Origin of the sequence: Pedococcus sp. NPDC057267 (assembly GCF_042668795.1) — a bacterium.
Taxonomy (GTDB): Bacteria; Actinomycetota; Actinomycetes; order Actinomycetales; family Dermatophilaceae; genus Pedococcus.
In genome coordinates this window covers 1-25,201 of sequence record NZ_JBHUYG010000034.1, presented here as the reverse complement: position 1 = coordinate 25,201, position 25,201 = coordinate 1, and the positions used below count along the sequence as shown (strand labels likewise).

20 protein-coding genes are annotated in these 25,201 nt (G+C 74.2%); 9 read left to right on the top strand and 11 right to left on the bottom strand.

Annotated elements, in window-relative coordinates; genetic code table 11:
- Positions 1–226: 226 nt before the first annotated feature.
- On the top strand, positions 227–1,729 hold the full coding sequence (locus tag ACFUC1_RS09490; protein WP_379119009.1) for an AAA family ATPase: 1,503 nt from the start codon (positions 227–229) through the stop codon (positions 1,727–1,729).
- Positions 1,730–1,775: 46 nt separating this feature from the next.
- Here the strand turns inward: ACFUC1_RS09490 and ppdK are convergent, their stop codons facing one another.
- Positions 1,776–4,517 (bottom strand): pyruvate, phosphate dikinase, encoded by a 2,742-nt coding sequence (gene ppdK, locus ACFUC1_RS09485; RefSeq protein WP_379119007.1) that lies wholly within the window; start codon positions 4,515–4,517, stop codon positions 1,776–1,778.
- A gap of 126 nt (positions 4,518–4,643) precedes the next feature.
- On the opposite strand from ppdK, the gene ACFUC1_RS09480 reads away from it, so the two are divergent.
- Together ACFUC1_RS09480 and ACFUC1_RS09475 are read left to right on the top strand one after the other, a co-directional pair.
- Positions 4,644–5,522, top strand: a complete 879-nt coding sequence (locus tag ACFUC1_RS09480; RefSeq protein WP_379119004.1) for a universal stress protein — start codon at positions 4,644–4,646, stop codon at positions 5,520–5,522.
- 255 nt (positions 5,523–5,777) lie between these two features.
- Complete coding sequence (locus ACFUC1_RS09475) at positions 5,778–7,748, top strand: APC family permease (protein WP_379119002.1); 1,971 nt, start codon at positions 5,778–5,780, stop codon at positions 7,746–7,748.
- A gap of 145 nt (positions 7,749–7,893) precedes the next feature.
- Here the strand turns inward: ACFUC1_RS09475 and ACFUC1_RS09470 are convergent, their stop codons facing one another.
- From ACFUC1_RS09470 to ACFUC1_RS09435, 8 genes are all read right to left on the bottom strand, one after another.
- Positions 7,894–8,841, bottom strand: coding sequence for a universal stress protein (locus ACFUC1_RS09470; protein WP_379119000.1), 948 nt, complete (start codon positions 8,839–8,841; stop codon positions 7,894–7,896).
- Positions 8,838–9,257 carry a universal stress protein gene (locus ACFUC1_RS09465; protein ID WP_379118998.1) on the bottom strand — a complete coding sequence of 140 codons (420 nt, stop codon included), beginning with the start codon at positions 9,255–9,257 and terminating at the stop codon, positions 8,838–8,840. The genes ACFUC1_RS09470 and ACFUC1_RS09465 overlap by 4 nt, the downstream gene beginning before the upstream one ends.
- Positions 9,254–10,147, bottom strand: coding sequence for a universal stress protein (locus tag ACFUC1_RS09460; protein ID WP_379118996.1), 894 nt, complete (start codon positions 10,145–10,147; stop codon positions 9,254–9,256). The genes ACFUC1_RS09465 and ACFUC1_RS09460 overlap by 4 nt, the downstream gene beginning before the upstream one ends.
- 223 nt (positions 10,148–10,370) lie before the next feature.
- Positions 10,371–11,132, bottom strand: coding sequence for an SDR family NAD(P)-dependent oxidoreductase (locus ACFUC1_RS09455; protein ID WP_379118994.1), 762 nt, complete (start codon positions 11,130–11,132; stop codon positions 10,371–10,373).
- A gap of 91 nt (positions 11,133–11,223) precedes the next feature.
- On the bottom strand, positions 11,224–13,572 hold the full coding sequence (locus tag ACFUC1_RS09450) for an ATP-binding cassette domain-containing protein (protein WP_379118992.1): 2,349 nt from the start codon (positions 13,570–13,572) through the stop codon (positions 11,224–11,226).
- A gap of 73 nt (positions 13,573–13,645) precedes the next feature.
- Positions 13,646–15,727 carry an ATP-binding protein gene (locus ACFUC1_RS09445; RefSeq protein ID WP_379118990.1) on the bottom strand — a complete coding sequence of 694 codons (2,082 nt, stop codon included), beginning with the start codon at positions 15,725–15,727 and terminating at the stop codon, positions 13,646–13,648.
- Between the two features lie 157 nt (positions 15,728–15,884).
- Positions 15,885–17,045, bottom strand: coding sequence for a DUF4185 domain-containing protein (locus ACFUC1_RS09440; protein ID WP_379118988.1), 1,161 nt, complete (start codon positions 17,043–17,045; stop codon positions 15,885–15,887).
- 120 nt (positions 17,046–17,165) lie between these two features.
- Positions 17,166–17,594, bottom strand: coding sequence for an OsmC family protein (locus tag ACFUC1_RS09435; protein ID WP_379118986.1), 429 nt, complete (start codon positions 17,592–17,594; stop codon positions 17,166–17,168).
- Positions 17,595–17,772: 178 nt separating this feature from the next.
- Here ACFUC1_RS09435 and ACFUC1_RS09430 point away from each other — a divergent pair, with 178 nt between their 5' ends.
- The 4 genes from ACFUC1_RS09430 to ACFUC1_RS09415 all read left to right on the top strand — a co-directional run bounded on the left by ACFUC1_RS09430 (position 17,773) and on the right by ACFUC1_RS09415 (position 21,820).
- Entirely contained in the window at positions 17,773–18,402 is a 630-nt protein-coding gene (locus ACFUC1_RS09430; protein ID WP_379118984.1) for a CBS domain-containing protein, read from the top strand.
- Between the two features lie 30 nt (positions 18,403–18,432).
- Complete coding sequence (locus tag ACFUC1_RS09425) at positions 18,433–20,082, top strand: GAF domain-containing protein (protein WP_379118982.1); 1,650 nt, start codon at positions 18,433–18,435, stop codon at positions 20,080–20,082.
- A 78-nt stretch (positions 20,083–20,160) separates the two neighbouring features.
- Positions 20,161–21,096 carry a universal stress protein gene (locus ACFUC1_RS09420; RefSeq protein ID WP_379118980.1) on the top strand — a complete coding sequence of 312 codons (936 nt, stop codon included), beginning with the start codon at positions 20,161–20,163 and terminating at the stop codon, positions 21,094–21,096.
- A 55-nt stretch (positions 21,097–21,151) separates the two neighbouring features.
- Entirely contained in the window at positions 21,152–21,820 is a 669-nt protein-coding gene (locus tag ACFUC1_RS09415) for a response regulator (RefSeq protein ID WP_379118978.1), read from the top strand.
- 115 nt (positions 21,821–21,935) lie between these two features.
- On the opposite strand, the gene ACFUC1_RS09410 is transcribed toward ACFUC1_RS09415, so the two are convergent.
- Together ACFUC1_RS09410 and ACFUC1_RS09405 are read right to left on the bottom strand one after the other, a co-directional pair.
- Positions 21,936–22,397 (bottom strand): pyridoxamine 5'-phosphate oxidase family protein, encoded by a 462-nt coding sequence (locus tag ACFUC1_RS09410; RefSeq protein ID WP_379118976.1) that lies wholly within the window; start codon positions 22,395–22,397, stop codon positions 21,936–21,938.
- Positions 22,394–23,326 carry a universal stress protein gene (locus ACFUC1_RS09405; protein ID WP_379118974.1) on the bottom strand — a complete coding sequence of 311 codons (933 nt, stop codon included), beginning with the start codon at positions 23,324–23,326 and terminating at the stop codon, positions 22,394–22,396. Before ACFUC1_RS09405 ends, ACFUC1_RS09410 begins: the two co-directional genes overlap by 4 nt.
- A gap of 129 nt (positions 23,327–23,455) precedes the next feature.
- Between ACFUC1_RS09405 and ACFUC1_RS09400 the strand changes: the two genes are divergently transcribed.
- Positions 23,456–23,920, top strand: a complete 465-nt coding sequence (locus tag ACFUC1_RS09400) for a pyridoxamine 5'-phosphate oxidase family protein (protein ID WP_379118973.1) — start codon at positions 23,456–23,458, stop codon at positions 23,918–23,920.
- Positions 23,917–25,149: an acetyl-CoA hydrolase/transferase family protein gene (locus ACFUC1_RS09395; RefSeq protein WP_379118971.1), complete on the top strand. Its 1,233-nt coding sequence runs from the start codon at positions 23,917–23,919 to the stop codon at positions 25,147–25,149. The genes ACFUC1_RS09400 and ACFUC1_RS09395 overlap by 4 nt, the downstream gene beginning before the upstream one ends.
- The last annotated feature ends 52 nt before the right edge of the window (positions 25,150–25,201 follow it).

The window sequence follows — 25,201 nt, the reverse complement described above, 5'->3', positions numbered from 1 at the left end:
CGTCACGCGAGGGGGCGTGCCGGTGGGGCTGCGGGCGGACGAGGTGCGGTGCCGCGCCCTCCCGAAGGGTGACGGTCGTCGGGTTCGCCGAAAAGGGACCTTCGGCCCGGTACCGGTGCAAGGCCACCACGGAAGGCTGGTGCTGAGGGCGGGGACAACGGCCCGGACCGCGGACCGCGGTCGCTTGCCGGTCCGCCGGCCGGTGACGCGGCGAGGAGGTGCGACCGTGGCGACCACGCAGGGGACACCGGACCCGGCGTCGGGCCGCGGCGAGTGGGGGGCGGAGGTCCGCGAGACGCACTCGGCCGTCGTCGTCCTCCTCGGCGACCGGGCGTACAAGGTCAAGAAGCCGGTGGACCTCGGCTTCCTCGACTTCACCACCCTGGCCTCGCGCGCGGCGGCCGTCGCCCGCGAGCTGCGGCTCAACCGCCGGACCGCGCCCGACGTCTACCTCGGCACGCTCGAGGTCCGCGACCCCGACGGGACGGTGTGCGACCACCTGCTGGTGATGCGGCGCATGCCCGAGGACCGGCGCCTCGCCACCCTGGTGCGGGACGGCGTCGACGTCGCGGTGCCGCTGCGCCAGCTCGCCCGGGACCTCGCGGCCTTCCACTCCACGGCGCGCACCGGTCCCGCGGTCGACGCCTGCGGCACCCCGGACGCGTTGCGTGGCCGGTGGGTGGACAACGTTCGGGGGCTGCGTGAGCACTCCGTCGACACGGTGCCGCCGGAGCTCCTCGACCAGGTCGAGCAGCTGGCGCTCGAGTTCGTGGCTGGTCGAGAACCGTTGCTGCAGAGCAGGATCGATGCCGGCCTCGTGCGCGACGGGCACGGCGACCTGCTCGCCGACGACGTCTTCTGCCTCGAGGACGGGCCGAGGGCCCTGGACTGCCTCGACTTCGCGGACGAGCTGCGGTGGATGGACGTGCTGGATGACGCGGCCTGCCTCGCGACCGACCTCGAGCGGCTGGGGGACCCGGGTGCGGGGCAGCGGTTCCTCCACGACTACGAGGAGTTCTCGGGCCGGCGCCAGCCGCCCGCGCTGCGGCACCACTACACGGCATACCGCGCCGTCATGCGGGCCAAGGTCGCGGCGATCAGGGCGGGCGCCCACGGCCCACCCTCGGGGGCCGACGCGGACGAGGCGCGACAGCTGCTCGACATCGGGCTCGCCCACCTGCGCCGGGGGCGGGTGCGGCTCCTGCTCGTCGGCGGCGGCCCCGGGTCCGGCAAGTCGACGCTGTCGTCCGGGCTCGCGGACCGGCTCGGTGCGGTCCTCATGGCGAGCGACCCGGAGCGCAAGGCACTCATGGGCCTGGACCCCACGGCGCACGCGCCGGCCGCGTTCGGCGAGGGCATCTACACGCGCGAGGCGACCGAGCGCACGTATGCCTCGCTGGCGGACCGCGCCCGGGTGCTGCTCGGCCTCGGGGAGACCGTGGTGGTCGACGCGTCGTTCTCCGCGGCCGCCCAGCGCGAGCTCTTCCGACGGGTCGGCGCGGCGGCCTCGACACCGGTCGCCGAGCTGGTGTGCACGGCCACTCCCGAGGAGCTGGAACGCAGGCTGCTCCGGCGCGCGGACGTCCCGGACGAGCACAGCGACGCCGACCTCGTGATCGGCCGCCGGCTGGCCGCTGTCGCCGACTCGTGGCCCGAGGCGGCGCAGGTGCCGACGGGAGCGTCGAAGGCCGAGACGCTGGAGCGGGCCATGCTGTCCCTCGACGCCTGACCGACCGGTGGGGCGGCCCGCACCAAGGGCCACCCGCAGCAATGGCTCAGCGGCTGTCGCTGGCGGTGACCCCCTGCTGGAGCACGGTCGCCCGGCCGACCTCGAGGCGCGCCACCGGGACCCGTGGCGGCGAGCAGGACACGTAGTCGACGCCGCAGCCGGTGAGGAACCGGATCGAGGCGGGGTCGCCGGCGTGCTCGCCGCAGACGCCGAGCTCGAGCCCGGGCCGGGCCGCGCGCCCGCGGTCGACGGCGATGCGCACCAGCTCACCCACGCCGCGCTGGTCCAGGGTGACGAACGGGTCCTCGGGAAGCAGGCCGCTCGTGGCATAGCTGGTGAGGAAGCTCGCCTGCGCGTCGTCGCGGGACATGCCCCAGGTCGTCTGCGTGAGGTCGTTGGTGCCGAAGGAGAAGAACTCCGCCAGCTCGGCGAGGTCACCGGCGGTGAGGGCCGCACGGGGCAGCTCGATCATGACCCCCACCCGCGGAGCGGGACGCTCCGAGCCGAGGTCGTGCGCCGTCTGGCGGGCGACCTCGAGGATGTGCGTGCGGGCGGAGGCGAGCTCGGCCACGTCGCTGACCAGCGGCACCATGACCTCAGGACGCGGGTCGAGGCCCTCGTCGGCCAGTCGCGCCGCGGCGGTGACGAGCGCCCTGACGTGCGCGTCGACGAGCTCGGGGTGGACCGTCAGCAGGCGCACCCCCCGCAGCCCGAGCATCGGGTTCGCCTCGGCCCACCGGCGGGTGGCCTCCAGCCGGGACTGCACCTCCTCGGGCACGACGGCGCCGGTCGCCTCGAGCCGCGCCACCTCGACCGCGAGGTCGGTCGGGTCGGGCAGGAACTCGTGCAGTGGCGGGTCGAGCAGGCGCACCACCACCGGGAGGCCGTCCATGGCGCGGAGCAGGCCGGTGAAGTCGTCGAGCGCGAGGGCCTCGATCCGGGCGAGTGCCTCGTCCGCACCGGACTCGAGGACGACGCGCTCGACGAGCTCGCGCCGCTCGCCGAGCAGCATGTGCTCGGTGCGGCACAGCCCGATCCCCGTCGCCCCGGCCGCGCGGGCCTGGGCCGCCTCGGGGGCGGTCTCGGCGTTGACGCGGACCCTCACGGCGGCCCTGCGGTCGGCGTGGGCGAGCAGTCGGCGCACCGCGCGCAGCACCACGCCGTCGTGCGTCGTCCCGGCGGCCATCGCCGTCGTCGCCGGAGCACCCGTCCCCGCGGCGCCGTCGCCCTCCGCGAGGCCGCCGGCGACCGGGCTCGGCCGCACGGTCAGCGCACCGGCATACACGCACCCGGCCGTGCCGTCGACAGAGACGAGGTCCCCCTCACGCACGACGTGCCCGGTGGTGGTGCGCGCCTCGCGGGCGTCCTCGTCGACGACGAGGTCGGAGACACCGGTGACGCACGTGCGGCCGAACCCGCGGGCGACCACCGCGGCGTGCGAGGCCAGGCCGCCGCGGGCGGTCACCACGGCGATGGAGGCGAGTATGCCGGGCAGGTCCTCGGCGCTGGTCTCGGTGCGGAACAGGACGACGTCCTCGCCGGCGGCGCGCCGTTCCACGGCCGTGGCGGAGTCGAACACCGCGGCCCCCGCACCGGCACCCGGGCTGGCGGGCAGGCCGGTCACGAGCGGCGAGGTCCCCTCCGGGACGTCGAACCGGGCGTGGAGCAGCGACTCGAGCTGGTGCCCGTCGACCCGCACCAGCGCCTCGTCCTCGGTGATCAGGCCCTCCTCGGCCATGTCGGCGGCCAGCACGAACGCCGCCGCCGGGCTGCGCTTGCCGACGCGGGTCTGCAGCATCCAGAGCCGGCTGTCCTCGACCGTGAACTCGACGTCGCACAGGTCGCGGTAGTGCTTCTCCAGCGTGGACAGGTGCGACATCAGCTCGCGGTGGGCCGTCGGCTCGAGGTCGGCGAGCCGGGCGAGCGGCACGGTCGCGCGGCTGCCGTTGACGACGTCCTCGCCCTGGGCGTCGGTCAGGTAGTCGCCGTACGGGGCGGCGTCCCCGGTGGCCGGGTTGCGGCTGAAGCAGACGCCCGACCCGGAGTGGGGGCCGGTGTTGCCGTAGACCATCTGCATCACCGTGACCGCCGTGCCGAGGTCGTCCGGGATTCCTTCGTGGCTTCGGTAGAGGCGGGCCCTCGGGCTGTTCCACGAGCTGAAGACTGCGTCGATCGAGCCGGTGAGCTGGGCCCACGGGTCCTGGGGCAGGTCCTCGCCCGTCTCCGCCACGAGCGCCCGGCGGTACCGGCGGACGAGGGCCCGCAGGCCGGTGGCGTCGAGCTCGGCCGGCGAGGTGACGCCGTGGGCGGCCAGCACCTCCGACCGCATGGCGTCGAAGACCGACGCAGGTGCCCCGAGCACGGTCCGGCCGTACATCTCGACGAGCCGCCGGTAGCAGTCCCACACGAACCGCGGGTCCTGGCGCTGGGCGAGCCGCTCGGCCAGCGCGTCGTTGAGCCCGACGTCGAGGACCGTCTCCATCATCCCGGGCATCGAGAAGCGGGCCCCGGAACGGACGGACACCAGCAGGGGCTGGTCACCCTCGCCGAACGTGCGGCCGGTCGAGCGCTCGAGCGCCACGACCGCCTGGCGGACCAGCCCGTCGAGCTCCTCGGGCCGGTGCCCGGTGCGCAGGTACTCCCGGCAGGCCTCGGTCGTGATCGTGAAGCCGGGCGGGACCGGCAGGCCCAGCCGCGTCATCTCGGCGAGGTTGGCGCCCTTGCCTCCGAGGAGGTCGGCCATGCCGCGTTCGCCGTGGCTGAAGGGGACGAGCAGGGGTGTGGTCATGCGGCCAGCGTCCCGGCGGTCGGAGGGCCCCGACAGGGACCTTGGGCCCTGACGAGCACCACCCCGGCTCCGCCACGGTGGGACCGAAGCGAATCCCACGAGCGACGGCGGGTGGACATGACAGGCATGCAGCAGCCAGCGGTGGTCGTCGGCAGCGACGGCTCCTGGGAGTCCCACGCCGCCGTCCGCGCGGCGACCCGGCTCGCTGCCCTCCACGGGGAGTCGCTCGTCGTGCTGGCCGTGTCGCGGCCCGCGGACACGAGCCTCACCGGACACCGGTCCGCGCAGGACGCGGCGCGGGGCAGGGGAGTGGCCACGGCGACCCGGGCCGTCGAGCTCGCGCACGAGACCGACGCGACCGTGCACGTCGAGGCCGTCGTCCTGACCGACCTCGAGGACCCGGTCCTCACGTCGGTCGCCGCTCGCGCATCGCGCCTGGTCGTCGGTGGGCACGGCGCGGGGGGCCAGTCGGCGTTCTCGCTCGGGTCGGTCAGCGAGGCGCTCATGCGGCAGATCCCGCGGCCCGTGCTCGTCGCCGCGACCAGCCGTGGCACCCGCAAGCTGCGTGCGTCGTCCGGCGCCGGCGCCGTGCCCAAGGTGCTCGTCGGCTTCCGACCCTCGATCGACCCCGCCCACCTGCTCACCCTCGCCGCCGAGGAGGCCGTCGTCCGCGGGGTCGTCCTGCGGGTGCTGACGAGCGTCCCGGGACGCGGTGACGTGGCCGACGTCCAGCACGCCGTGTGGGAGGCCATCCGGGCCGACGCGACGTGTGCCGACGTGGCCGCCGAGGTCGAGGTCGTCCGCGAGCCGCCGGAGGACCTGCTCCACGGCGAGCCCCGGGAGACCGACCTGCTCGTGGTCGGGACCCGCGGCGGCGGGACGCTGGCGGGGCTGGTCCGCGGCTCGGTCGCCCGCAGTGTCCTCGACGACCCGCCGTGCGACGTCCTGGTCGTGCCGCCCACCGTCCTGGCGGTCCCGGCCCGCTCGCACGCCTCCGCAGGCTGACCACGTCGCGCCTTCGCCCGCCGTGGGGGCTGCCGCGCGCACTGTCGGCGCCGTGGACGCGTTAAGGATGCGTCAGGAGCGCGGCCCCCGGTCGTTGCGGCGTGCACGCTAGGGGCGTGAGCCACGAGGACTGCGGGGTCGACGGCGTTCCCGGGGGACGGACGGGCGGCCCAGGCGCGCGTTCGCGGGCAGGCCCTGGTGTCCGACCGTCGTCAGAACACCCGTGGACCCACCTGCAACACATGCGAGGACGTCGTGTCTGGAACCACCGAGTCGCTGAAGAGGGTGCTGATCGGCCGCGCCATGGCGAGCCATCGCCTCGGGGAGACCCTGCTGCCCAAGAAGCTCGCCCTGCCGGTCTTCTGCTCGGACCCCATCTCCTCGGTGGCGTACGCCACCGAACAGATCGTCCTCGTCCTGGGCACGGCCGGTAGCGCGGCGTTCCTGGGGCTGGCCGCGCCGATCTCGGTGGCGGTGGCGCTGCTCCTGGCGGTCGTCGTGGCCTCCTACCGCCAGACCTGCTACGCCTACCCCAACGGCGGCGGTGCCTACGTGGTCAGCAAGGACAACATCGGCCAGAACGCCTCCCTGACCGCTGCGGCGGCCCTGCTCGTCGACTACGTGATGACCGTCGCCGTGTCCGTCGTCTCCGGCGTGGTCGCCATCATCTCGGCGCTGCCCGTGCTTGCACCCCATGCGGTGGCGCTCTCGGTCGGCTTCGTGGGGTTGCTCACCCTGGTCAACCTCCGCGGGGTGAAGGAGTCCGGCAGCGCCTTCGCGTTCCCGACCTACGCCTTCATCGGCTTGACCATGCTGATGCTCGTCACCGGCGCCTACCGGGCACTGAACGGCGGTGTACCCGAAGCCTCCAGCGCCCACCTGCCCCTGCAGCACACCGCCCAGGTCGGCGGGATCTTCACGGTGCTGCTGTGCCTGCGCGCGTTCGCGTCAGGGTGCACGGCCCTGACGGGGGTCGAGGCGATCAGCAACGGGGTCCCGGCGTTCAAGAAGCCCAAGAGCAGGAATGCCGCCGCCACGCTGGCGATCATGGGCGCCCTCGCCATCACGATGTTCTCCGGGATCACGGCGCTGGCCCTCGCGACGCACGCCCGCGCCTACCACGACGGAAACCCCTCGGTGATCAGCCAGATCGCCGAGTCGGTGTGGGGGCGCGGCATCCTGTTCTACGCCTTCCAGGCGGCCACCGCCGGGATCCTGGTGCTGGCGGCCAACACCGCGTTCAACGGCTTCCCCACGTTGGCCTCGATCCTGGCGCGGGACCGCTACCTGCCCCACCAGCTGCACAACCGGGGAGACCGCCTCACCTTCAGCAACGGCATCATCCTGCTGGCTGCCATCTCCGCCGCCCTGATCATCGGCTTCGATGCCAACATCGACAAGCTCATCCAGCTGTACATCGTGGGCGTGTTCACCTCGTTCACGCTGTCCCAGTTCGGCATGGTGAGGCACTGGCGCACCGAGCTCGGCCGCACCGGTGACCCCTCGCGACGTCGGACCATCCACCGCTCCAGGCTGATCAACGGGACCGGGGCGGTCGTGACCGCCCTCGTGCTCGTGGTCGTCGTCCGGTACAAGTTCCTCGGCGGTGCCTACCTGGCGATCGCGGCGATGGTGGTGATCTTCCTGTTGATGCGCGCCATCCGCCGCCACTACGACGCCGTCGAGCTGGAGCTGCAACCCACACCCGGCGGGGTGGTCCTCCCCAGCCGCAACCACGCGATCGTCCTCGTCTCCAAGCTCCACGCGCCGACCCTGCGGGCGCTTGCGTACGCGAAGGCAACCCGGCCCTCCCGCCTCATCGCCCTGACCGTCGCCGTCGACGCGGAGGAGGAGCGCCAGCTCAGGGCCGACTGGGAGCGGCGCGGCCTGGACGTCCCCCTGACGATCGTCGCGTCCCCCTTCCGAGAGGTGACCCGCCCCGTCCTCGAGTACATCAGCCACATCCGCAGCGACAGCCCCCGGGACGTCGTGACGGTCTTCATCCCCGAGTACGTGGTGGGTCACTGGTGGGAGCACCTGCTCCACAACCAGAGTGCCCTGCGACTCAAGGGCCGGCTCCTCTACCAGCCCGGGGTGATGGTCACCTCCGTCCCCTACCAGCTCCGCTCGGTCTCGGAGGTCTTCGGCGGCAGTGACGACGTGGCAGGTGAAGCCCCTGCCGTGGCGGGCGAAGCCCCCGTCGGACTCGAGGACGTCGCCCGGTGACCCACGGCCGCGCGGCGGCCTGATGACCCACGGCCGCACGGCCGCGCCAGCGGTCGAGGGCGATCGCCGGTCAGCCGAGGCCCGGTCAGCTGAGAGCCGGTCAGCTGAGAGCCGGTCAGCTGAGAGCCGGTCAGCTGAGAGCCGGTCAGCTGAGACCGGTGCTCGCGGGGGCCCTCGGTGACCCGTGCGCCTCGGGCCGGCCGCTGCCGGGGTGGACGACGGCGACGGGGCAGTGGGCCTTGCGCAGGACGGTCGCCGACACCGAGCCGAGGACCGCACTGGCGACTGCTCCGCGTCCGCGGGATCCGACCACGAGCAGGCCCGCGCCGGAGCTCAGCTTCACCAGCTCGGCCACGGCGTCCTGTTCCGCGACGTGCACGCGGACGTCGACATCGGGGAACTCCTCCCGGAACCCGGCGAGGGCCTCCGATGCCACCGCCCGCTCGTCCGCCTCGCCCCGGATGGGGTCTGCCGGCCACCACTCGGTGGAAGGAGTCCTGACGTCGGGCTGCCAGGTGTGGACGGCCGTGACGCCCACGCCCCGCCGGCCGGCCTCCTCGAAGGCGAACCGCAGCGCCGGCGCGGAGACCTCGCTGCCGTCGACGCCGACGACGACCCGCTGGTGCGGGACCGTGGTGGAGGCTGCATGGCGGACGACGACGACCGGGGTGTGGGCGTGCTCGGTCACGGCCTTGGAGACCGAGCCCAGCACCATGCCGCGCAGCGCTCCGAGCCCCCGCGCCCCGAGGGCGAGGACCGCGGCGTGGCGCGACTCCTCGACCAGGGTCTGGGCGGCGTCGGCCCCGGGGACGACCCGCACCACGACGTCCAGTGACGGGTGGGCATCGCGGACCCTCGCGCCGACCGCCTCACAACGCGCGTGCGGCAGGGTCAGCGGTGGGGTGTCCCCGTAGACGTGCGGGGTGTCGGTGTCGGAGACCACGACAGCCGGCAGCGCGGTGGGTGGTGCCACGTGGACCAGCTCGAGGCTGCAACCGCGCAACGCCGCCTCGGTGGCACCCCAGTCGACCGCCAGCTCGCTGGTCGCGGAGAGGTCCAGGCCGACGACGACCGGTGCCAGGGCGGCATTCACGGGGTCACCTCCTGGACCGGGCAGGTGACGTGCTCGCGGCAGAGCGCACCGACGACCCCACCCTCGACGTCCGGGCCGATCACGAGCATCCGGGCCTGCGCGCAGCGGGCGACCAGCAGCTCGACGGGGTCACCGGTCGTGGACTCGAAGGTCGCGCGCGCGTGCGGACCCGCGCGGCGCAGCGCTGCCATGGCAGCGGCGAACGTGGGCTGGTCGGCGTCGGAGCGTTCCTGGACGTCGAGCCTCTCGGGCAGCACGTGCACGAAGCGGACGGACGCGCCGAGCTCGTGCGCGAGGCGTACGCCCGCCTCGGCGACGCGGCGCGCCGACTCGTCGTTGGTGAGGGCGACGACGACCTCGGGGTCGGTGGCCGGGTCCGCAGCGGCTGCGGACGGGTGCTGGGCCGTGGAGGTCATGACCGCCCCCTCAGGTCACGGGCGGGACGTGGGAACGAGGGCACCACGGCGACGGGGCACGGGCTCTGGTGCAGCAGCCGCGTGCTCACCGACCCGAGCAGCAGGCCGCGGAACCCGCCACGGCCACGGCTGCCGACGACGAGCAGCTGGGCACCCTGCGCCTCGTCGCACAGGGTGGAGACGGCCTGGCCGCGCACCACCTCGGTGCGCAACTGGACGTCGGGGTACTTCTCCTGCCACCCGGCGAGCATCTCGGCGAGCTGCCGGTGCTGGGTGTCGGCCACGGCGCCGAAGTCGTCCTCCCACTCGTGCCCGGACATGAACGCGTCCGGCGACTCCCACCACCAGGAGTGGACCGCCACCAGCGGCACGGAGCGCCGGGCCGCCTCGGCGAAGGCGTACTCGAGAGCGGGCTCGCTGTGCGGGTCGACGTCCACGCCGACCACCACGGGCCCGTCGTGGCGCAGCATGCCGTCGTGGGGCACGACGAGGACGGGGGACTCGGCGTGCGCGGCGACCTGCGAGGTGGTGGCGCCCAGCACGGCCGCCGGCACCGCACCGAGGCGGCCGGCGCCGACCACGACCAGCGCGGCGCCGTGGCTCGCGTCGACCAGGGCCTTCGCCGGGCTCGTGTACATCGTCTCGGCGGTGACCGGGACGCGGCTGCGCGCCTCGAGGCTCGCGCGGACGGCCTCGGTCCGGGCCTCCTGGCGCCCGACCATCTCCGGGGTCCAGGGGACGATGCCCACCCCGGTCGCGTTCACGACGTGGAGCGGGTGGCCCGTCTCGGTGGCGAGGTCGGCAGCAGTGTCGAGGACGGCCTGGACGGGGTCGTCGGCGTCGACGCCGACGACGACGGGGGCGAGCTGTGGGGTGACGTGCGTGGTCATCAGAACTCCCTTCCTGGCTCAGCCTCCGGCGCCGGGCGGGCGCCCGGGAGGGGCGAAGGTCCCTGGCACGCAGGCGGTTCCGCACGCACGGCCGCGCCGCGGCATACAGGAGGGCGGCCCCCGGCCCCCGGCTCGGCGACGCCCGGCGGGGCGCTCGACCCGCGTGGCACGGGGCACCGGGCGACGCCGCGTCCGCGGTGCCGCCCGGTGGCGCCGACGTCCCTCAGCGGGCGAGGAACCCGCCGTCGATCGGGTAGTACGTGCCCGTGGCGAAGGACGCGCCGTCGCTGGCGAGCCAGGCCACGAGCTCGGCGACCTCCTCGGGCTCGCCGACGCGTTGCAGCGCGTGCTGGGCGGCCAGCGCCTCCAGCGCCGCCGCGTCGAGGTGCGCCTCGACCAGCGGCGTGCGGATGAACCCGGGACCGACGGCGTTGACCCGGATGTGGTCGGCAGCGTGCTCCCACGCGGCGACCTGGGTCAGGCCCACGACGCCGTGCTTGGCGGCCGTGTAGGCACTGGCTGTCGGGAAGCCGACGGCGCCGAGGATCGAGGCCATGTTGATGATGGAGCCGCCGCGGCCCGACGCCTTCATCGCCCGGATCGCCGCTCGCTGGGTGTAGAACACGCCGTCCAGGTTGACCCGGATGACCTCGTGCCACTGCTCGTCGGTGTAGTCGCCGCTCGTGGCGGCCGCACCGCCGATGCCGGCGTTGCACACGGCGATGTCGACGTGCCCGAGCGCCTCGCGCACCTCGTCCATGGCCGCGTCGACCGCTGCGGCGTCGCTGACGTCGACGACCGCACCGTGGCTGCGGTAGTCGTACGCCTCGAGCTCCTTGAGCACGAGGTCGATGGCTGCCCGGTCGCGGTCCCAGATCGAGACGTCGGCGCCCGAGCGGGCCAACACGTGGGCGCAGGCGCGACCGATGCCCGAGGCCCCACCGGTGACGACGGCGACCCTGCCGCCCAAGCCGTAGCTGTTCATGTCCGGATGTCCTTCCTCGTCGGAGGCTCCAGCGTGGGCGCGCGGCACCGACGCCGGACAGGGCCGGAGGTCCCGCCGGGCGCGGGGTCGCTCAGGCGCCGACGTATGCCGCGAGGTGCTTGCCGGTGAGCGTCTCCCGGGAGGCGACGAGGTCGGCGGGCGTCCCCTCGAACACGACGCGGCCGCCGTCGTGGCCGGCCCCCGGTCCGAGGTCGATGATCCAGTCGGCGTGCGCCATCACGGCCTGGTGGTGCTCGATGACGAGCACCGACCGGCCCGAGTCGACCAGCCGGTCGAGCAGGCCGAGCAGCTGCTCGACGTCGGCGAGGTGCAGCCCGGTCGTGGGCTCGTCCAGGACGTAGACGTCGCCCTTGTCACCCATCTGGGTCGCCAGCTTCAGTCGCTGCCGCTCACCACCGGACAGGGTGGTGAGGGGCTGGCCGAGGGTGAGGTACCCCAGCCCGACGTCCCGGAGCCGGTCGAGGACGGCGTGGGCAGCGGGAGTGCGTGCCGGCCCGTCGGCGAAGAACTGCTCCGCCTCGGTCACCGGCATCGCCAGCACCTCCGCGATGTTCCTCCCGCCGAGGGTGTACTCCAGCACCGCGGCCTGGAAGCGGCGGCCCTCGCACTCCTCGCAGACCGACTCGACCGTCGCCATGACCCCGAGGTCGGTGAAGATGACGCCGGCGCCGTTGCAGGCCGGGCAGGCGCCCTCGGAGTTGGAGCTGAACAGCGCGGGCTTGACGCCGTTGGCCTTGGCGAACGCCTTGCGCACCGGCTCGAGCAGGCCGGTGTAGGTCGCGGGGTTGCTGCGCCGCGACCCCTTGATCGCGCCCTGGTCGACCACGACGACCCCGTCCCGTCCGGCGACCGAGCCCTGGACCAGGGAGCTCTTGCCCGACCCGGCGACACCGGTCAGCACGCAGAGCACCCCGAGCGGGATGTCGACCGAGACGTCGCGCAGGTTGTGGGTCGAGGCGTCCCGGACCTCCAGCGCGCCCCTCGCGGGCCGCACCGACTCCTTGAGGGTGGCGCGGTCGTCGAGGTGGCGGCCGGTGACGGTGTCCGAGGTCCGCAGGCCCTCGACGGTGCCCTCGAAGCACACGCTGCCCCCCGCGGTCCCGGCACCGGGGCCGAGGTCGACGACGTGGTCGGCGACCGCGATCGTCTCCGGCTTGTGCTCGACGACCAGCACGGTGTTGCCCTTGTCGCGCAGCTGGACGAGCAGGGTGTTCATCCGCTCGATGTCGTGCGGGTGCAGGCCGATCGTCGGCTCGTCGAAGACGTACGTCACGTCCGTCAGCGACGACCCGAGGTGCCGGATCATCTTGGTGCGCTGGGCCTCGCCGCCCGACAACGTCCCGGCCGGCCGGTCGAGCGAGAGGTAGCCGAGGCCGATCTCGGCGAAGGCGTCGAGCAGGTCTTGCAGACCGGCCAGCAGCGGCGCGACCGTCGGCTCGTGCAGGTCTCGCAGCCAGTCGGCGAGGTCGGTGATCTGCATCGAGCACAGCTCGGCGATGTTCCGGCCCCTGATCTTCGCGGACCTGGCCTCGGCGGACAGGCGGGTGCCGTCGCAGTCGGGGCAGGTCGTGAAGGTGACGGCGCGCTCGACGAACCTGCGGACGTGGGGCTGCATGGCCTCGACGTCCTTCGAGAGCATCGACTTCTGGACCTTGGTCAGGACTCCCTCGTAGGTGAGGTTGACGCCCTCGACCCGGATCTTCTCCGGCTGGCCGTACAGCAGCTTGTGCAGCTGCTTGTCGGTGTACTTCCCGATCGGCTTGTCCATGGGCAGCCCGGCGCCCGCGAAGATCCGTCCGTACCAGCCGTCCATGCTGTACCCCGGGACGAGGAGCGCCCCGTCGGCGAGCGACCGCTCGGGGTCGTAGATGGCGGTCAGGTCGAAGTCGCTGACCGACCCCATGCCCTCGCACCGGGCGCACATGCCGCCCTGGTAGACGACATCGCGCACGACCGACGTCTCCCCCTGGCCGCGGTCCGTGCGCAGCACCCCGCTGGCCGTGCGGGTCGGCACGTTGAAGGCGAACGCGGTCGGCGGACCGATGTGCGGCTTCCCGATGCGCGAGAACAGGATCCGCAGCATGGCGTTGGCGTCGGTCGCCGTGCCGACGGTCGACCGCGGGTTGGCGCCCATCCGCTCCTGGTCGACGATGATCGCCGTCGTGAGCCCTTCGAGCCGGTCGACGTCGGGACGCGACAGCGTCGGCATGAACCCCTGGACGAACGCGCTGTAGGTCTCGTTGATGAGGCGCTGCGACTCCGCGGCGATCGTGCCGAAGACGAGCGAGCTCTTGCCCGAGCCGGACACCCCGGTGAAGACGGTCAGCCGCCGCTTCGGCAGCTCGACGTCGACGTCCTTGAGGTTGTTCTCCCGGGCGCCGTGCACCCGGATGACGTCGTGGCGGTCGGCAGCGTCCATGGCGCCACCGTATGCCGACGTGCCGAGCGGGCGCCCCGGGTTTCCGGGCGCGTCCCTCACGGGACGACGTGCGTCACCAGCCGGCTGTGACCGCCGGCTCCGCCTCCCGCTGCTGCGGCAGGGTCCCGTGGGGCAGCGTGATGGAGAAGACCGAGCCGCCGCCCGGGCGCGGCTCGTAGCCGACCTCCCCGTGGTGGGCGTGCGCGATGGAGGCGACGAGCGTCAGGCCGATGCCGGTGCCCTGGACGGCGTTGACCTGGGCCGTGCTGGACCGGAAGAACCGCTCGAACAGCCGGTGGGCCTCGTCCTCGGGCACTCCCATGCCGGTGTCCTCCACGGCGATGGTCACGCTGTCGGACGCGCGCCGGACCCGCACGGTCACCTCGCCGCCGGCCGGCGTGAACTTCACGGCGTTCGACACGAGGTTGATGAGGGCGCGCTCGAGCTGGGCCTTGTCGCCCACGACCTGGACCGCACCCTGGGGGAGTGCCACCCGGACCGTGACACCCGCGTCGCGGGCCTGGGTGTCGAGCACCTCGCAGGCCTGCCACACCACGGCCCGCAGGTTGACCTCCTCGAGGGTCAGGGTGAAGCTGCCGGCGTCCACCCGGGACACGGCGAGCACGTCCTCGATGAGGGCGAGGAGGCGGGTGGCGTTGCGCTGCACCTTCTCCACCATCGACAGCTGCATGCGGTCGAGGTCCCCGGCCTCGCCCGAGGCGAGCATCTCGGCATACCCGATCACGCTGGTGATGGGGGTGCGCAGCTCGTGGCTGATGTTGGTGACGAAGTCGCTCTTGGCGCGGTCGAGCTCGGTGAGCTGCTCGTTGGCCACGCGCTCGGCGTCGAGGGCGGCGCGCAGGTGGTCCTCGGCCTCCCTGCGTCCGGTGACGTCGACGAGCTGGGCGGTGAACAGGTCCTCGGAGTTCTCCACCAGCGGCGAGAGGCTGACCTGCACCCACGGTCGCGGCCCGGCCGCCACCCGGGCCTCGCCGTGCCACGACCGGGCGTCGCCGGCCTCGTCGCGGCAGGCGTCGGCGGGCACCCCACCGCCGAGGAAGAAGTCCCCCCAGCGCGAGCCGACGACGTCGTCCTCACCGCGGCCGTCGCCGCCGGTGAGCAGCCGCAGGGCCACCCCGTTGACCTCCTCGACGACCAGGACCTCGCCGTGCCGGCGCAGCAGCAGCATGCCGAGCAGCGCGCTGTTGAACGCGTGCCGGTACAGCGCCTCGCTCCTGGTCAGCGCCGTCAGGGTCTCCTGCCGCTGCACGACGGCCACCGACAGCGGCAGCACCAGCAGCGCGCTGCACACGAGGAACGCCTGCACCAGTGCGGTCACGACCTCGGGCGAGCCCGACTGCCCCAGGTGCCCGAAGGCACCCCCACCGGACGCGGTCAGCAGCGTCGCCAGCAGGCCGGTCGCGAGCAGCTGGACGAACACCGTCCGCTGGTCCATCCGCACGGCGCCCCACATGAGCGGCACGAACGGCACGAACGCCAGGGGCAGGCTCTGGAAGGGGGCGAAGACCAGCGCCGGCACCAGCAGCACCGCGGACCACTGGGCGACCCGCTCCAGCCTCGAGCGGCGCGCGCCCTCGGCGACCCCGAGGAACCACGGCAGCACGATGAGCACGGCTGCCCCGTGCGACGCGGCGGCGGCACGGCCGGCCGCGAGGGGGTCGCCGGTCTCGGTGAGGGCCACGGCCAGCCCGGCGCCGACGCCGATGACCAGGGCCCCCGCGGCCACGGCACGCACGAGGTGGAACAGGCCGACCATCGACGCCAGGGCCCGCCGCGGGTCGCCGGAGCGCAGCAGGAGCAGGGCGACGGTGACCGCCTCGGCGGAGTTGGCGAGCGCGAACCCGGACGCCACCGGCAGCGGTCGGCCACCGAGGACGTTGGCCGCCAGCGAGACGAGCGTCAGGAGCGCGACCACGACCCAGCGCCACCACGACCGGGCCCACAGCACGAGTGCGACGGACAGCCCCGCGGCGGGCCACCAGGCGGCGACCCGGGAGCCGGCCGGGGCGAGCGCCACGGACGTGGTCATCAGGACGAGGACGAGGACCAGCGCGCCGCCGGCGGTGAGCGCGTACCTCGCCCGTGGGGGCAGTCCGCGGTACCACCCTTCGACGCCAGCGGTGCCGACGGCCACGTGCCGATCCTCCTGCGACTGGGGGGAAGTGCGCAGACCGAGTATGCCGGTGGGCCGCCGGTGTGCCGACCGGCGCGCGGGGGTCCGAGCCGTTCGGCTGAGGAAGGTCCGCCCGAGAGGTCAGGGGGTGGCGGACCGGCTCGCGGGTGGTCGGAGCTCAGGGGCGGTCGATCTCGGCGAAGACGGGACGACCGAGCCGGGGCTGGGCGAGCAGGCGGGCGAAGTCGGTCGTGTTGCGCGAGATGGAGATGAGCAGCCGGCCGTCGGCGAGCCGGATGCCGGGGTGGGCCAGGGGTGCGTACCGCAGGTTGCCGTCCGGGTCCTGGAAGGCCGCGTGCACGCCCCGGATCGCCGTCCACGGACCGGTCGGGCCGAGGGCGTGCCAGGCGTAGACCGTGCTCCCGAGGTCTCCGTCGCGCTTGCTCACCACGACGAAGTGCGAGTCGAGGACGTCGACCGACAGCGTCTGCGACACCCCGCCCTCTGCGGGCAGGACCACGGCCGCCCGGGCCGCGTCGGCGACCCAGGCACCCCCGTCCCAGAACCGCCAGGTGCTGCGGTCGCGGGCGTCGTCGGCCGGGGCGCGGGCGACGTAGAGCGCCCGGCCGAAGGCCGTCCTGCTGGGCAGCCGGGTGCCGTAGACGTAGATCCAGCCGTCGTGGAGCGTCATCGCCGAGCCCCAGTTCACCTGCGTGGGCTCGGGTGAGTCGGGCGTGATGTCGAGCTGGTAGGCCACGGTGGGCGCGCCGCCGGCGGGCAGGCGGAACACGGTGGCCGTGCTGCCGAGGTAGGTGAAGTCCAGCCCGCCGACGCCGCGGCGGATCCGCGCGGAGATGACGACCAGCGACGACTCCCCGCCCCGGGGCACGACGGCGACCGACATCGGCCAGTGCACGACCCCGTCGGACCGGTCCGGGATGACCGCGCCCCGGTCCGCGACCTCGACCTGGGAGGTGCACAGCCCGGACGTGACGAGCATCGAGTTGGCGACGATGCGCGGCTGCACGTCCGGTGCCCGCACCGTGTCGCCGAAGACCCACACCAGCCGTCCGTCGGGCAGCCGCGCGCTGGCGCCGATGTCACCGGCCTGCCACAACGGCAGGTCCAGTCCCGCGACGACGCGGTTCAGCTGCGCGACGGTCACCGCCGGTGGGTGCGCCGCCGGTGCAGGGCAGCGCGGGGACAGCCGTGGGTATGCCGTGCTGCCGGAGGAGGTGCCGGAACCGCCGGACGGCTCGGGGGAGCCGGTGCTGCAGGCCGCGAGCGAGAGGACCACCGCCAGCAGCGCCGCCGGGGCGAGACGGACCACGCGGCGCATGGGCGCATCGTACGGAGCGCCCGGGCAGTGCCCTGCGCCGGAGTGCGCGCGAGGGGCCGCCGACGTGGTGTCGGGCGGCCCCTCGGGCTGCCGGTCCGGGACCGGCCGGGACGGCTGAGGTCAGCCGGAGAAGGACGTCTCCAGCGTGATCGGCACGGCCTTGAGGGCGGCGCTGACCGGGCAGTTCTCCTTGGCGTCCTGCGCGGCCTTCTCGAACTCCTCGGCAGTGATGCCCGGGACGGCGCCCACGACGGACAGGGCGATGCCCGTGATCCCGGTGCCGGGCTGGAACGTCACCTCGGCCGTCGTGTCGATGGTCGTGGGCGGGGTGCCGGCCTGGGCCAGGGCGTGTGACAGCGCCATCGAGTAGCAGGTCGAGTGTGCGGCGGCGATGAGCTCCTCGGGGCTGGTCTTCCCGTTCGCCTTCTCCGCGCGCGACGGCCACGACACGGCATACGTCCCGATGTTGGAGGACGTGAGGGTGACCTCGCCGGAGCCCTCCATGAGGGACCCCTCCCAGTGGGCGGCGGCGGTGCGGGTGGTGGCCATGCTCTCTGCTCCTTCGCTGGGGAACGGCGCGGGTCGTCCCGCGCGTGCGCCTCAAATCTATGCGCTGCCCGGTCGCGCGCAACGGCTGCAGGGACCTTGGGCCCTGTCCTGCCGGCGGGCTCCCGGCGAGCATCGGGGTGCAGCCGGACGCCCGCCCGGCGCCGCGCGAGGAGGAGCCGTGCTCGTCAGTGAGCTCATGACCACGAACGTCGTCGCCGTCGACACCGAGTGCCCGCTGGATGCCGCGGTGCGGCTGCTGGCCGACCGGGGCGTCTCCGCGCTGCCGGTCGTCGACCGGAGCGGCCTGGTCGTGGGGATCCTCAGCGAGGCGGACGTCCTGCGGCTGCACCTGGCGGCGGACACCAGGGCGCACCTGCGCCCGCTCGCCCCGACACCGCCGGAGGACGCGGCGTGGCCGCGGTACGTCGACGCGGTCATGACGCCGGACCCGGTGACGGTCCACCGCGGGGCGGACGTGTCCGAGGTGGCTGCCGTCATGGCGGACACCGGCTGGAAGAGCATGCCGGTCGTCGACGAGCACGGGGCCCTGTGCGGGATCGTCAGCCGCAGCGACGTGATCCGCGTCCTCGGCCGGGCGGACGCCCAGATCTGGTCCCAGGTGGTGCACGACATCGCCGGCGTCGCGGGGGAGGGGTGCACCGTGGAGGTCCGGCGCGGCGTGGTCACGCTGTCCGGCCTGGAGTCCGAGAGCGCGGCCCGGGTGGCCTCGGCCATCGCCTCGACCGCTCCCGGCGTGCGCTCGGTCGTGGTCGACCGGACGCCCCGGGATGTCCGGAGCGACGCCTGAGCGGACCCACCGGCTCCTACGATGGGGCCCGTGGCAGCGGACGAGACGACCGACGGGAGCGGACCGGGCAGCATGTTCCGGCTCTCGACCCTGGAGCTGGACGACCTGCTCGACGAGCTGCGTGCCCGCGCCGGCAGCGCCCGGGCGGCCCAGGAGCGGCTCTCGGCGCTGCTCGACGCCGTCGTGGCGGTGAGCTCGGACCTCGAGCTCGCGACCGTCCTGCGCCGGATCGTGGAGTCCGCCTGCCACCTCGTCGGTGCCCGGTACGGCGCGCTCGGCGTCCTGGGCCCCGAGGGTGACGAGCTCGTCGAGTTCGTGACGCACGGGATCAGCGACGAGGACCGTGAGCGGATCGGGCCCCTCCCGCACGGCCGTGGCCTGCTGGGGCTGCTCATCCACAGCCCGCACCCGCAGCGCGTCCCACGGATCAGCGAGCACCCGGAGTCCTACGGCTTCCCCGAGAACCACCCGGTGATGACGACCTTCCTCGGGACGCCGATCCGCATCCGCAACGAGGTGTTCGGCAACCTCTACATGACCGACAAGCGGTCCGGCGGCGAGTTCTCGCCGGACGACGAGGTCATCCTCACCGCCCTGGCCGCCGCGGCCGGCGTCGCCATCGACAACGCCCGGCTCTACAACCGCAGCGTCATGCAGCACCGCTGGGGGGAGGCGACCCGCGACCTCGTCTCCGCGCTGCTGCAGGGCCGCGCCCAGGAGGACGTCCTCGCGTCGGCGACCAGGTACGTGCTGGAGCTCACCGACGCCACGAGCTGCGCGATCGCCGTCCCGCGCGGCAACGACCTCGTCGTCGCCGCCGCCGCCGGCGACGGCGCCCCGCCGGTGGGGACTGTCGTCGAGGACGCCGACTGGCGCGCCGAGCTCGCCTCGCCGTCCCAGGGCGCCCGCGGGGCGGGTGCCGGCCTGGTGCTGCTGTCCCTGGGTGCCGGGGCGGAGCCGCTCGGCGTGCTGGCGGTCCAGGACGTGGCCACGGTCAACGGCTACACGGCCGCCCTGGTGGACTTCGCCCAGCGGCTCGGCGTCGGGCTCACGGCCGCGCAGGCGCAGCACGAGCGCGGCCGGATGGAGATGCTCGAGGACCGCGACCGCATCGCACGCGACATGCACGACCACGTCATCCAGCGGCTCTTCGCCACCGGCCTGTCCCTGCAGTCGGTCGGGCGGCAGCTCACCGAGCCCGCAGCGCGCGAGCGGGTCGAGGCCGCCGTCGACGAGGTCGACGCCGTCATCAAGGACATCCGCCACACGATCTTCGCGCTGCACCGGTCGCCCGACTCGCGCAGCCTGGCCGCCGAGATCACGACCCTGTGCGAGAACGCCGTCGTCACCCTCGGCTTCGCGCCGACGCTGACGGTGCGGGGGAGCCTGGTCGACGTGCCGGACCAGCTGGCGGCCGACCTGCTGGCCGTCGTCCGCGAGGCCCTGAGCAACGCCGCCCGGCACGCCGGCGCCAGCGTGGTGTCGGTGCTCGTGGAGGCCGGGGACGGGCTGCGCGTACAGGTGAGGGACAACGGTCGGGGCGTGCAGCCCGGCACTCGGCGCTCGGGTCTGGACAACCTCGCCCGCCGCGCCACCACCCGCGGCGGCCAGCTCGTGATCGCGGCCCCCGAGGACGGCGGCACCGAGCTGGTCTGGTCGGTACCGCTCGCCGACGGCTGAGCCGGGGTCACCCGTTCGGCCGAGCAGGGGACCTTCGCCCCTGTCGACCCCGCCGTGCCCACGATCACCGTGAGCCGCATGGATCGCACCCCCTTGGCCGCTCGAGGACACCAGGCCACCGCCGTGGACGACCTCCCGGACCTCGTCGGCCGTGAGGTCGTCGTGGGCTACGACGCGACACCCGCCGCGGACGCAGCCGTCCGCTGGGCGGCGCTCGAGGCGGCACGGCTGCGCTCGGCCCTGACCGTCGTGTGCTCCGTGGACCCCGGCTCGGTCGACGGCGCCCACACCCCACCCCCAGAGCTGGCCCGCGTCGGCCGTGAGCTGGCCCGCCGCGGCGCGGAGGTGGCGCACCGGGCCGCGCCGGACGGCATACCCCCGCGCGTCGTCGGGACCATAGGCGGCCCCGCCGGGGAGCTCGTCGCCCGGTCCGCGTCCGCCGCCCTGCTCGTCGTCGGCGCCCCGCGACTGCGCGGTGTGGCCGCACTCGGCTCGGTCTCGTTCGGGGTCACGCTCCACGCGCGCTGCCCCGTCGTCCTCGTGCCGGAGGGAACCGAGCTGAGCCATCGGCACGACGTCGGCGACGTGGTCGTGGGCGTGGACGGCTCCCGTGCCTCGCGCACGGCGGTGGAGCTGGCCGCCCAGCTCGCGCTCGCCCGCGACCGGCGCCTGCGGGTCGTCACCGCCTGGCTGCCCACCCCGGTGCCGAACGCAACCACGGCGAGTGCCGTCCGCAGGCAGCAGGACGCCGTGCGGCAGGACATCGCGCGCCAGGACCTGGCTGCCGTGGTCGAGCACGTGCAGCACAGGCACCCGCGGCTGGAGGTGACCGGCACCGCAGTGCGCGGCCACGCCGTGGACGTCCTCGTGGCGAGCGCGCGCGACGCAGGGCTGCTGGTCGTCGGCAGCCGTGGGCACGGCGGCTTCGCCGGGCTCGCGCTCGGCTCGGTGTCCCACGCCGTCGTCCGGGCGGCACGTGTCCCGGTCGCGGTGGTCCGCCAGGGTTGGTGGTGAACCACGACGTGGACGGCTCTGACGTCCTAGGCTGGGCCCGACCGGAGGTGGTGCTGTGAAGATCGGCGTGTACCTGCTCGACGACCACGAGGTGGTCCGGCGCGGGCTGCGGGAGCTCCTGGAGGTCGAGGAGGACATCCTCGTCGTGGGCGAGTCGGGGAGTGCCCAGGAAGCGGCTCGGCGCATCCCGGCGCTACGCCCCTCGGTCATGGTGCTCGACGCCCGCCTGCCCGACGGGTCCGGCATCGACGTGTGCCGCGACGTGCGCTCGGTGGACCCCTCGATCGCCGGCCTGATCCTCACGTCGTACGACGACGAGGAGGCGCTGACCGCCGCCGTGGCCGCGGGGGCGGCCGGCTACGTCCTCAAGGACATCCACGGCAGCGACCTGGTCACCTCGATCCGGCGGGTCGCGGCCGGCGAGACGCTGCTCGACGCCGCGGTCGTCGAGCGGCTCCGGGCCCAGTGGGGCCACGAGCAGCCCACCGACCCCCGGTTGGCCAGCCTCACCCCGCAGGAGCGCCGGATCCTCGAGTGCGTCGGCGAGGGCCTGACGAACCGGCAGATCGGCGAACGGCTGTCCCTCGCGGAGAAGACCGTCAAGAACTACGTCACGTCGGTCCTGGGCAAGCTCGGCATGGAGCGCCGGACCCAGGCCGCGGTCTACGTCGCCGGGCAGGCGCTCAACCACAACAACCACGACGGCGGCGGCACGCACGGCTGACGCCCCGCACGGCTGGGGACGCCCCGGCCGGCTGGGCCCGGGACGCGCCGCTCACGGGCGCCCACGGCCTCGACCACGGCCTGCCCTCCGGGGACGGTCTGCCCTCCGGCGACGGTCAGCCCACCGAGCGCCCGCTGACGGACTGGGCCCGCACCCTCACCCAGGTCATCGACTCGGGCTCGACGGGCACCCACAGGGCCGGTGCGCGCTGGTCGAGCCGGCGCACCTCGGCCTCCTCCTCCACGATGGTCGCGACGCCCTGCACGAGCACGCTCCACCCGGTCCGCGTCGACGGCTCGAACGCGTCCGCCTCGTAGGCGACCCGCTCGCGGTCGACAGCGGCCTGGATCTTGGAGCTGCCGGCGGTGCGGAAGCAGACGTCGACGCCGTCGACCAGGTGCGCCACCGGCAGCACCGTGATCTCGCCGTCGAGCTCGAACGCGATCCGCCCCACCGGTGTCGAGGCCACCAGCTCCAGGCACTCGTCGAGGTCGAGCACGCGCAGGCCCGTGTGGTCGGTCGGCACGTCGACGCCGGGGCGACGGGCGCCGGCCGGGCGGGCCTGGTCGGTCGTCATGACGTCACCGCCTGGGTCCCCGCGGCGGACACGGCCGCCCGGGACGGGACGGTCTCGGGCTGGGACCGCACCACCATCACCGGGCAGTGCGCGTGGTGCAGGACACCCTGGCTCACCGAGCCCAGGACCAGCCCACCGAATCCTCCGCGACCGCGGCTGCCGACCACGAGGAGCTCGGCGCCCTTGGAGTGGTCGACGAGGGCCTGCACCGGGTGGGCGTTGAGCACGTGCTCGCGCACCGTGACCCCTGGGTACCGCGCTGACCACCGCGCCACCGCGTCGTCGGCCACGGACCGCTCCTCCTGGGCCAGCTCGGCCATCTGGGCGTCCGTGGCGAGCACGGCCAGCCCGGTGCCGGCGTAGTCGAGGAACCAGGCGTGCACCACCGTGAGCGGCAGCCCGCGGGCGTCGGCCTGGTGGAAGGCCTCGCCGAGCGCGCCCTCGCTGATGGGCGAGCCGTCGATGCCGACCACGACCCCGGGGTGGTCCGGGAGCGTCTGCGACAGCTCGCGGACGACGACCACCGGGCTGTGCGCGTGGGCCGCCACGTCGAGCGAGGTGGAGCCCAGCATGGCGCTGCGCAGCGCACCGCGCCCGCGCGCCCCGACGACGACCATCGTGGCGTCGCGCGAGGCGTCGACGAGCATCGGTGCGGCTGACCCGTGCCCGCCGGAGGTCGCCACAGGGGTGTGCGGCGCGAGCTGGCGCACGCGGTCGGTGGCGTCCTCGAGGACGCCGTCGACCCCGGGCCGGGTGAACGCGGTCTCGACCGCGGGACCCCGCAACGGCATCGGGCGCGCGTGGACGAGCTCGAGCGGAAGGTCGTGACGGCGTGCCTCGTCGATCGCCCAGTCCAGGGCCAGCCGGCTCTGCGCGCTCTCGTCGACGCCCACGACGATGGGGTGCGACGTGGTGGGGGTGGTCGACATGGTTCCTCCTGTGGGGAGCTGGACGGTGGGGGCGGTCGCCCCAGCCACTCAAGCGTCGGGTCGGGGGTCGCTGGGGGACAGGGACTTTGGGCCTTGAAGCGATGGAAGCGGACAGGGCACCGTGGAGCCATGGACGCCAACCAACCCGTCGCCGGTGCCGTGCCGCTCGAGGTCCTCGAGATCCCCGAGTGCTGGGCGCTCCTGCGGGAGCAACCGGTCGGGCGGCTGGCCGTCCTGCACGACGGGCGGCCGGACATCTTCCCCGTCAACTTCGTCGTCGACCACGGCAGCCTCGTCTTCCGCACGGGGTCGGGGACCCTGTTCGCCAGCGCAGCGGGGTCGTGGGTGGCGTTCGAGGTCGACGGGTATGCCGCCGACGAGGGCCGGGCCTGGAGCGTCGTCGTCCGTGGCCGCGCCCGCGAGGTGCACGACGTCGACGACATCCTCGACGTCCTGACCCTGCCGCTGCTGCCGTGGCACGCGGGGCCGAAGCCGAGGCTCGTCCGCATCGAGCCGGACTCCGTCAGCGGTCGCAGGTTCCCGGTCCGGGGCGGCTACCGCGCCACGACCGGCCCCGCCCGGCCGACCGAGTGAGGACCGTCGCCCTCGCGGCGCTCGAGCGCCGTCTCGCCGCGCTGCCCGGCGTCCCGAGGGTCGTGGTGAGCGGCAACGCCGCCACGCCGTGGACGGTGGTCGACGCGCTCGACCGGGCGCTCCCGGCATACCGGCTCTGGATGCTCAATGCGGGCGCAGGGGTGCCGGCGCGCGAGGGGGTCGTGGCCGAGACGGCGTTCGTCGGCCCGGGGATGCGCCACCACCCCGCGCTGTCCTACCTGCCGTGCCGGCTGTCGATGGCACCACTCCTGCTGCGGACGGTCACGCCGCCCGACGTCGTGGTGGTGCACTGCGCACCCGCGGAGGACGGCCGGCTCAGCCTCGGCACCGAGGTGAACGTGCTCCCGGCCGCCGTGGAGGCGTGCCGTGCGCGTGGCGGCCTGGTCGTCGCCGTGGTGAACCGGTCCATGCCGTACACCTACGGCGACGCCGAGCTGGACGTGGAGGCGGTCGACCTCGCGGTCGAGGTCGACGCGCCGCTGCCCACCCCGGTGCGGGCCGTGCCCGACGACGCCAGCCGGCTCGTGGCGGAGCGGGTCTCGGCCCGGGTGGGGGACGGCGCCACGGTGCAGATGGGCATCGGTGCGGTGCCCGACTGCGTCGTCTCGGGGCTCACGTCGCGACGGCGCCTCGGGGTCTGGACCGAGATGTTCTCCGACGGGCTGCTGGCCCTGCACGAGTCCGGGGCGCTCGACCCCGACCGCCCGGTGACGGCCTCCTTCTGCTTCGGCTCGCCCGAGCTCCACGACCACGTCGACCACAACCGGTCGATCAGGATGCTGCGCACCGAGCGCACCAACGACCCGGCCCGGATCGCGGCCAACCCGGCCATGGTCAGCATCAACACAGCGCTCGAGGTCGACCTCTACGGGCAGGTCAACGCCTCCCGGGTCGGCGGGCGGATCCACTCCGGCTACGGCGGCCAGACCGACTTCATCGTGGGCGCACTCCACTCGCCCGGAGGCCAGGCCCTGATCGCGCTGCGCGGCTGGCACCCTCGGGCCGACGTGTCGACGATCGTGCCGCTGCTCGACGAGCCGGTGACGTCGTTCCAGCCCAGCGCGGTGCTGACCGAGCACGGGGTGGCGCCGCTCTTCGGGTGCGACCAGCAGGCGCAGGCGCGCGCCCTCATCGAGCACGCGGCCCACCCGCGCGTGCGCGACGAGCTGTGGGAGGAGGCGCGGGCCCTGGGCCTCACCGCCTCCTGAGCGCGTGCGTTCCCCCGTCCCGAGAGGGGTGAAGGGTCTGGCGCCCCGGGAG

What these genes read in the sequence shown, in the direction of transcription:
- ppdK (WP_379119007.1), bottom strand. Translation starts at nt 4,517, where the DNA reads ATGACCACACCCCTGCTCGTCCCCTTCAGCCACGGCGAACGCGGCATG.
- ACFUC1_RS09400 (WP_379118973.1), top strand. Translation starts at nt 23,456, where the DNA reads ATGGACGCCAACCAACCCGTCGCCGGTGCCGTGCCGCTCGAGGTCCTC.
- ACFUC1_RS09405 (WP_379118974.1), bottom strand. Translation starts at nt 23,326, where the DNA reads ATGTCGACCACCCCCACCACGTCGCACCCCATCGTCGTGGGCGTCGAC.
- ACFUC1_RS09440 (WP_379118988.1), bottom strand. Translation starts at nt 17,045, where the DNA reads ATGCGCCGCGTGGTCCGTCTCGCCCCGGCGGCGCTGCTGGCGGTGGTC.
- ACFUC1_RS09420 (WP_379118980.1), top strand. Translation starts at nt 20,161, where the DNA reads ATGGATCGCACCCCCTTGGCCGCTCGAGGACACCAGGCCACCGCCGTG.
- ACFUC1_RS09460 (WP_379118996.1), bottom strand. Translation starts at nt 10,147, where the DNA reads ATGACCACGCACGTCACCCCACAGCTCGCCCCCGTCGTCGTCGGCGTC.
- ACFUC1_RS09410 (WP_379118976.1), bottom strand. Translation starts at nt 22,397, where the DNA reads ATGACGACCGACCAGGCCCGCCCGGCCGGCGCCCGTCGCCCCGGCGTC.
- ACFUC1_RS09450 (WP_379118992.1), bottom strand. Translation starts at nt 13,572, where the DNA reads ATGGACGCTGCCGACCGCCACGACGTCATCCGGGTGCACGGCGCCCGG.
- ACFUC1_RS09455 (WP_379118994.1), bottom strand. Translation starts at nt 11,132, where the DNA reads ATGAACAGCTACGGCTTGGGCGGCAGGGTCGCCGTCGTCACCGGTGGG.
- ACFUC1_RS09480 (WP_379119004.1), top strand. Translation starts at nt 4,644, where the DNA reads ATGCAGCAGCCAGCGGTGGTCGTCGGCAGCGACGGCTCCTGGGAGTCC.
- ACFUC1_RS09435 (WP_379118986.1), bottom strand. Translation starts at nt 17,594, where the DNA reads ATGGCCACCACCCGCACCGCCGCCGCCCACTGGGAGGGGTCCCTCATG.
- ACFUC1_RS09465 (WP_379118998.1), bottom strand. Translation starts at nt 9,257, where the DNA reads ATGACCTCCACGGCCCAGCACCCGTCCGCAGCCGCTGCGGACCCGGCC.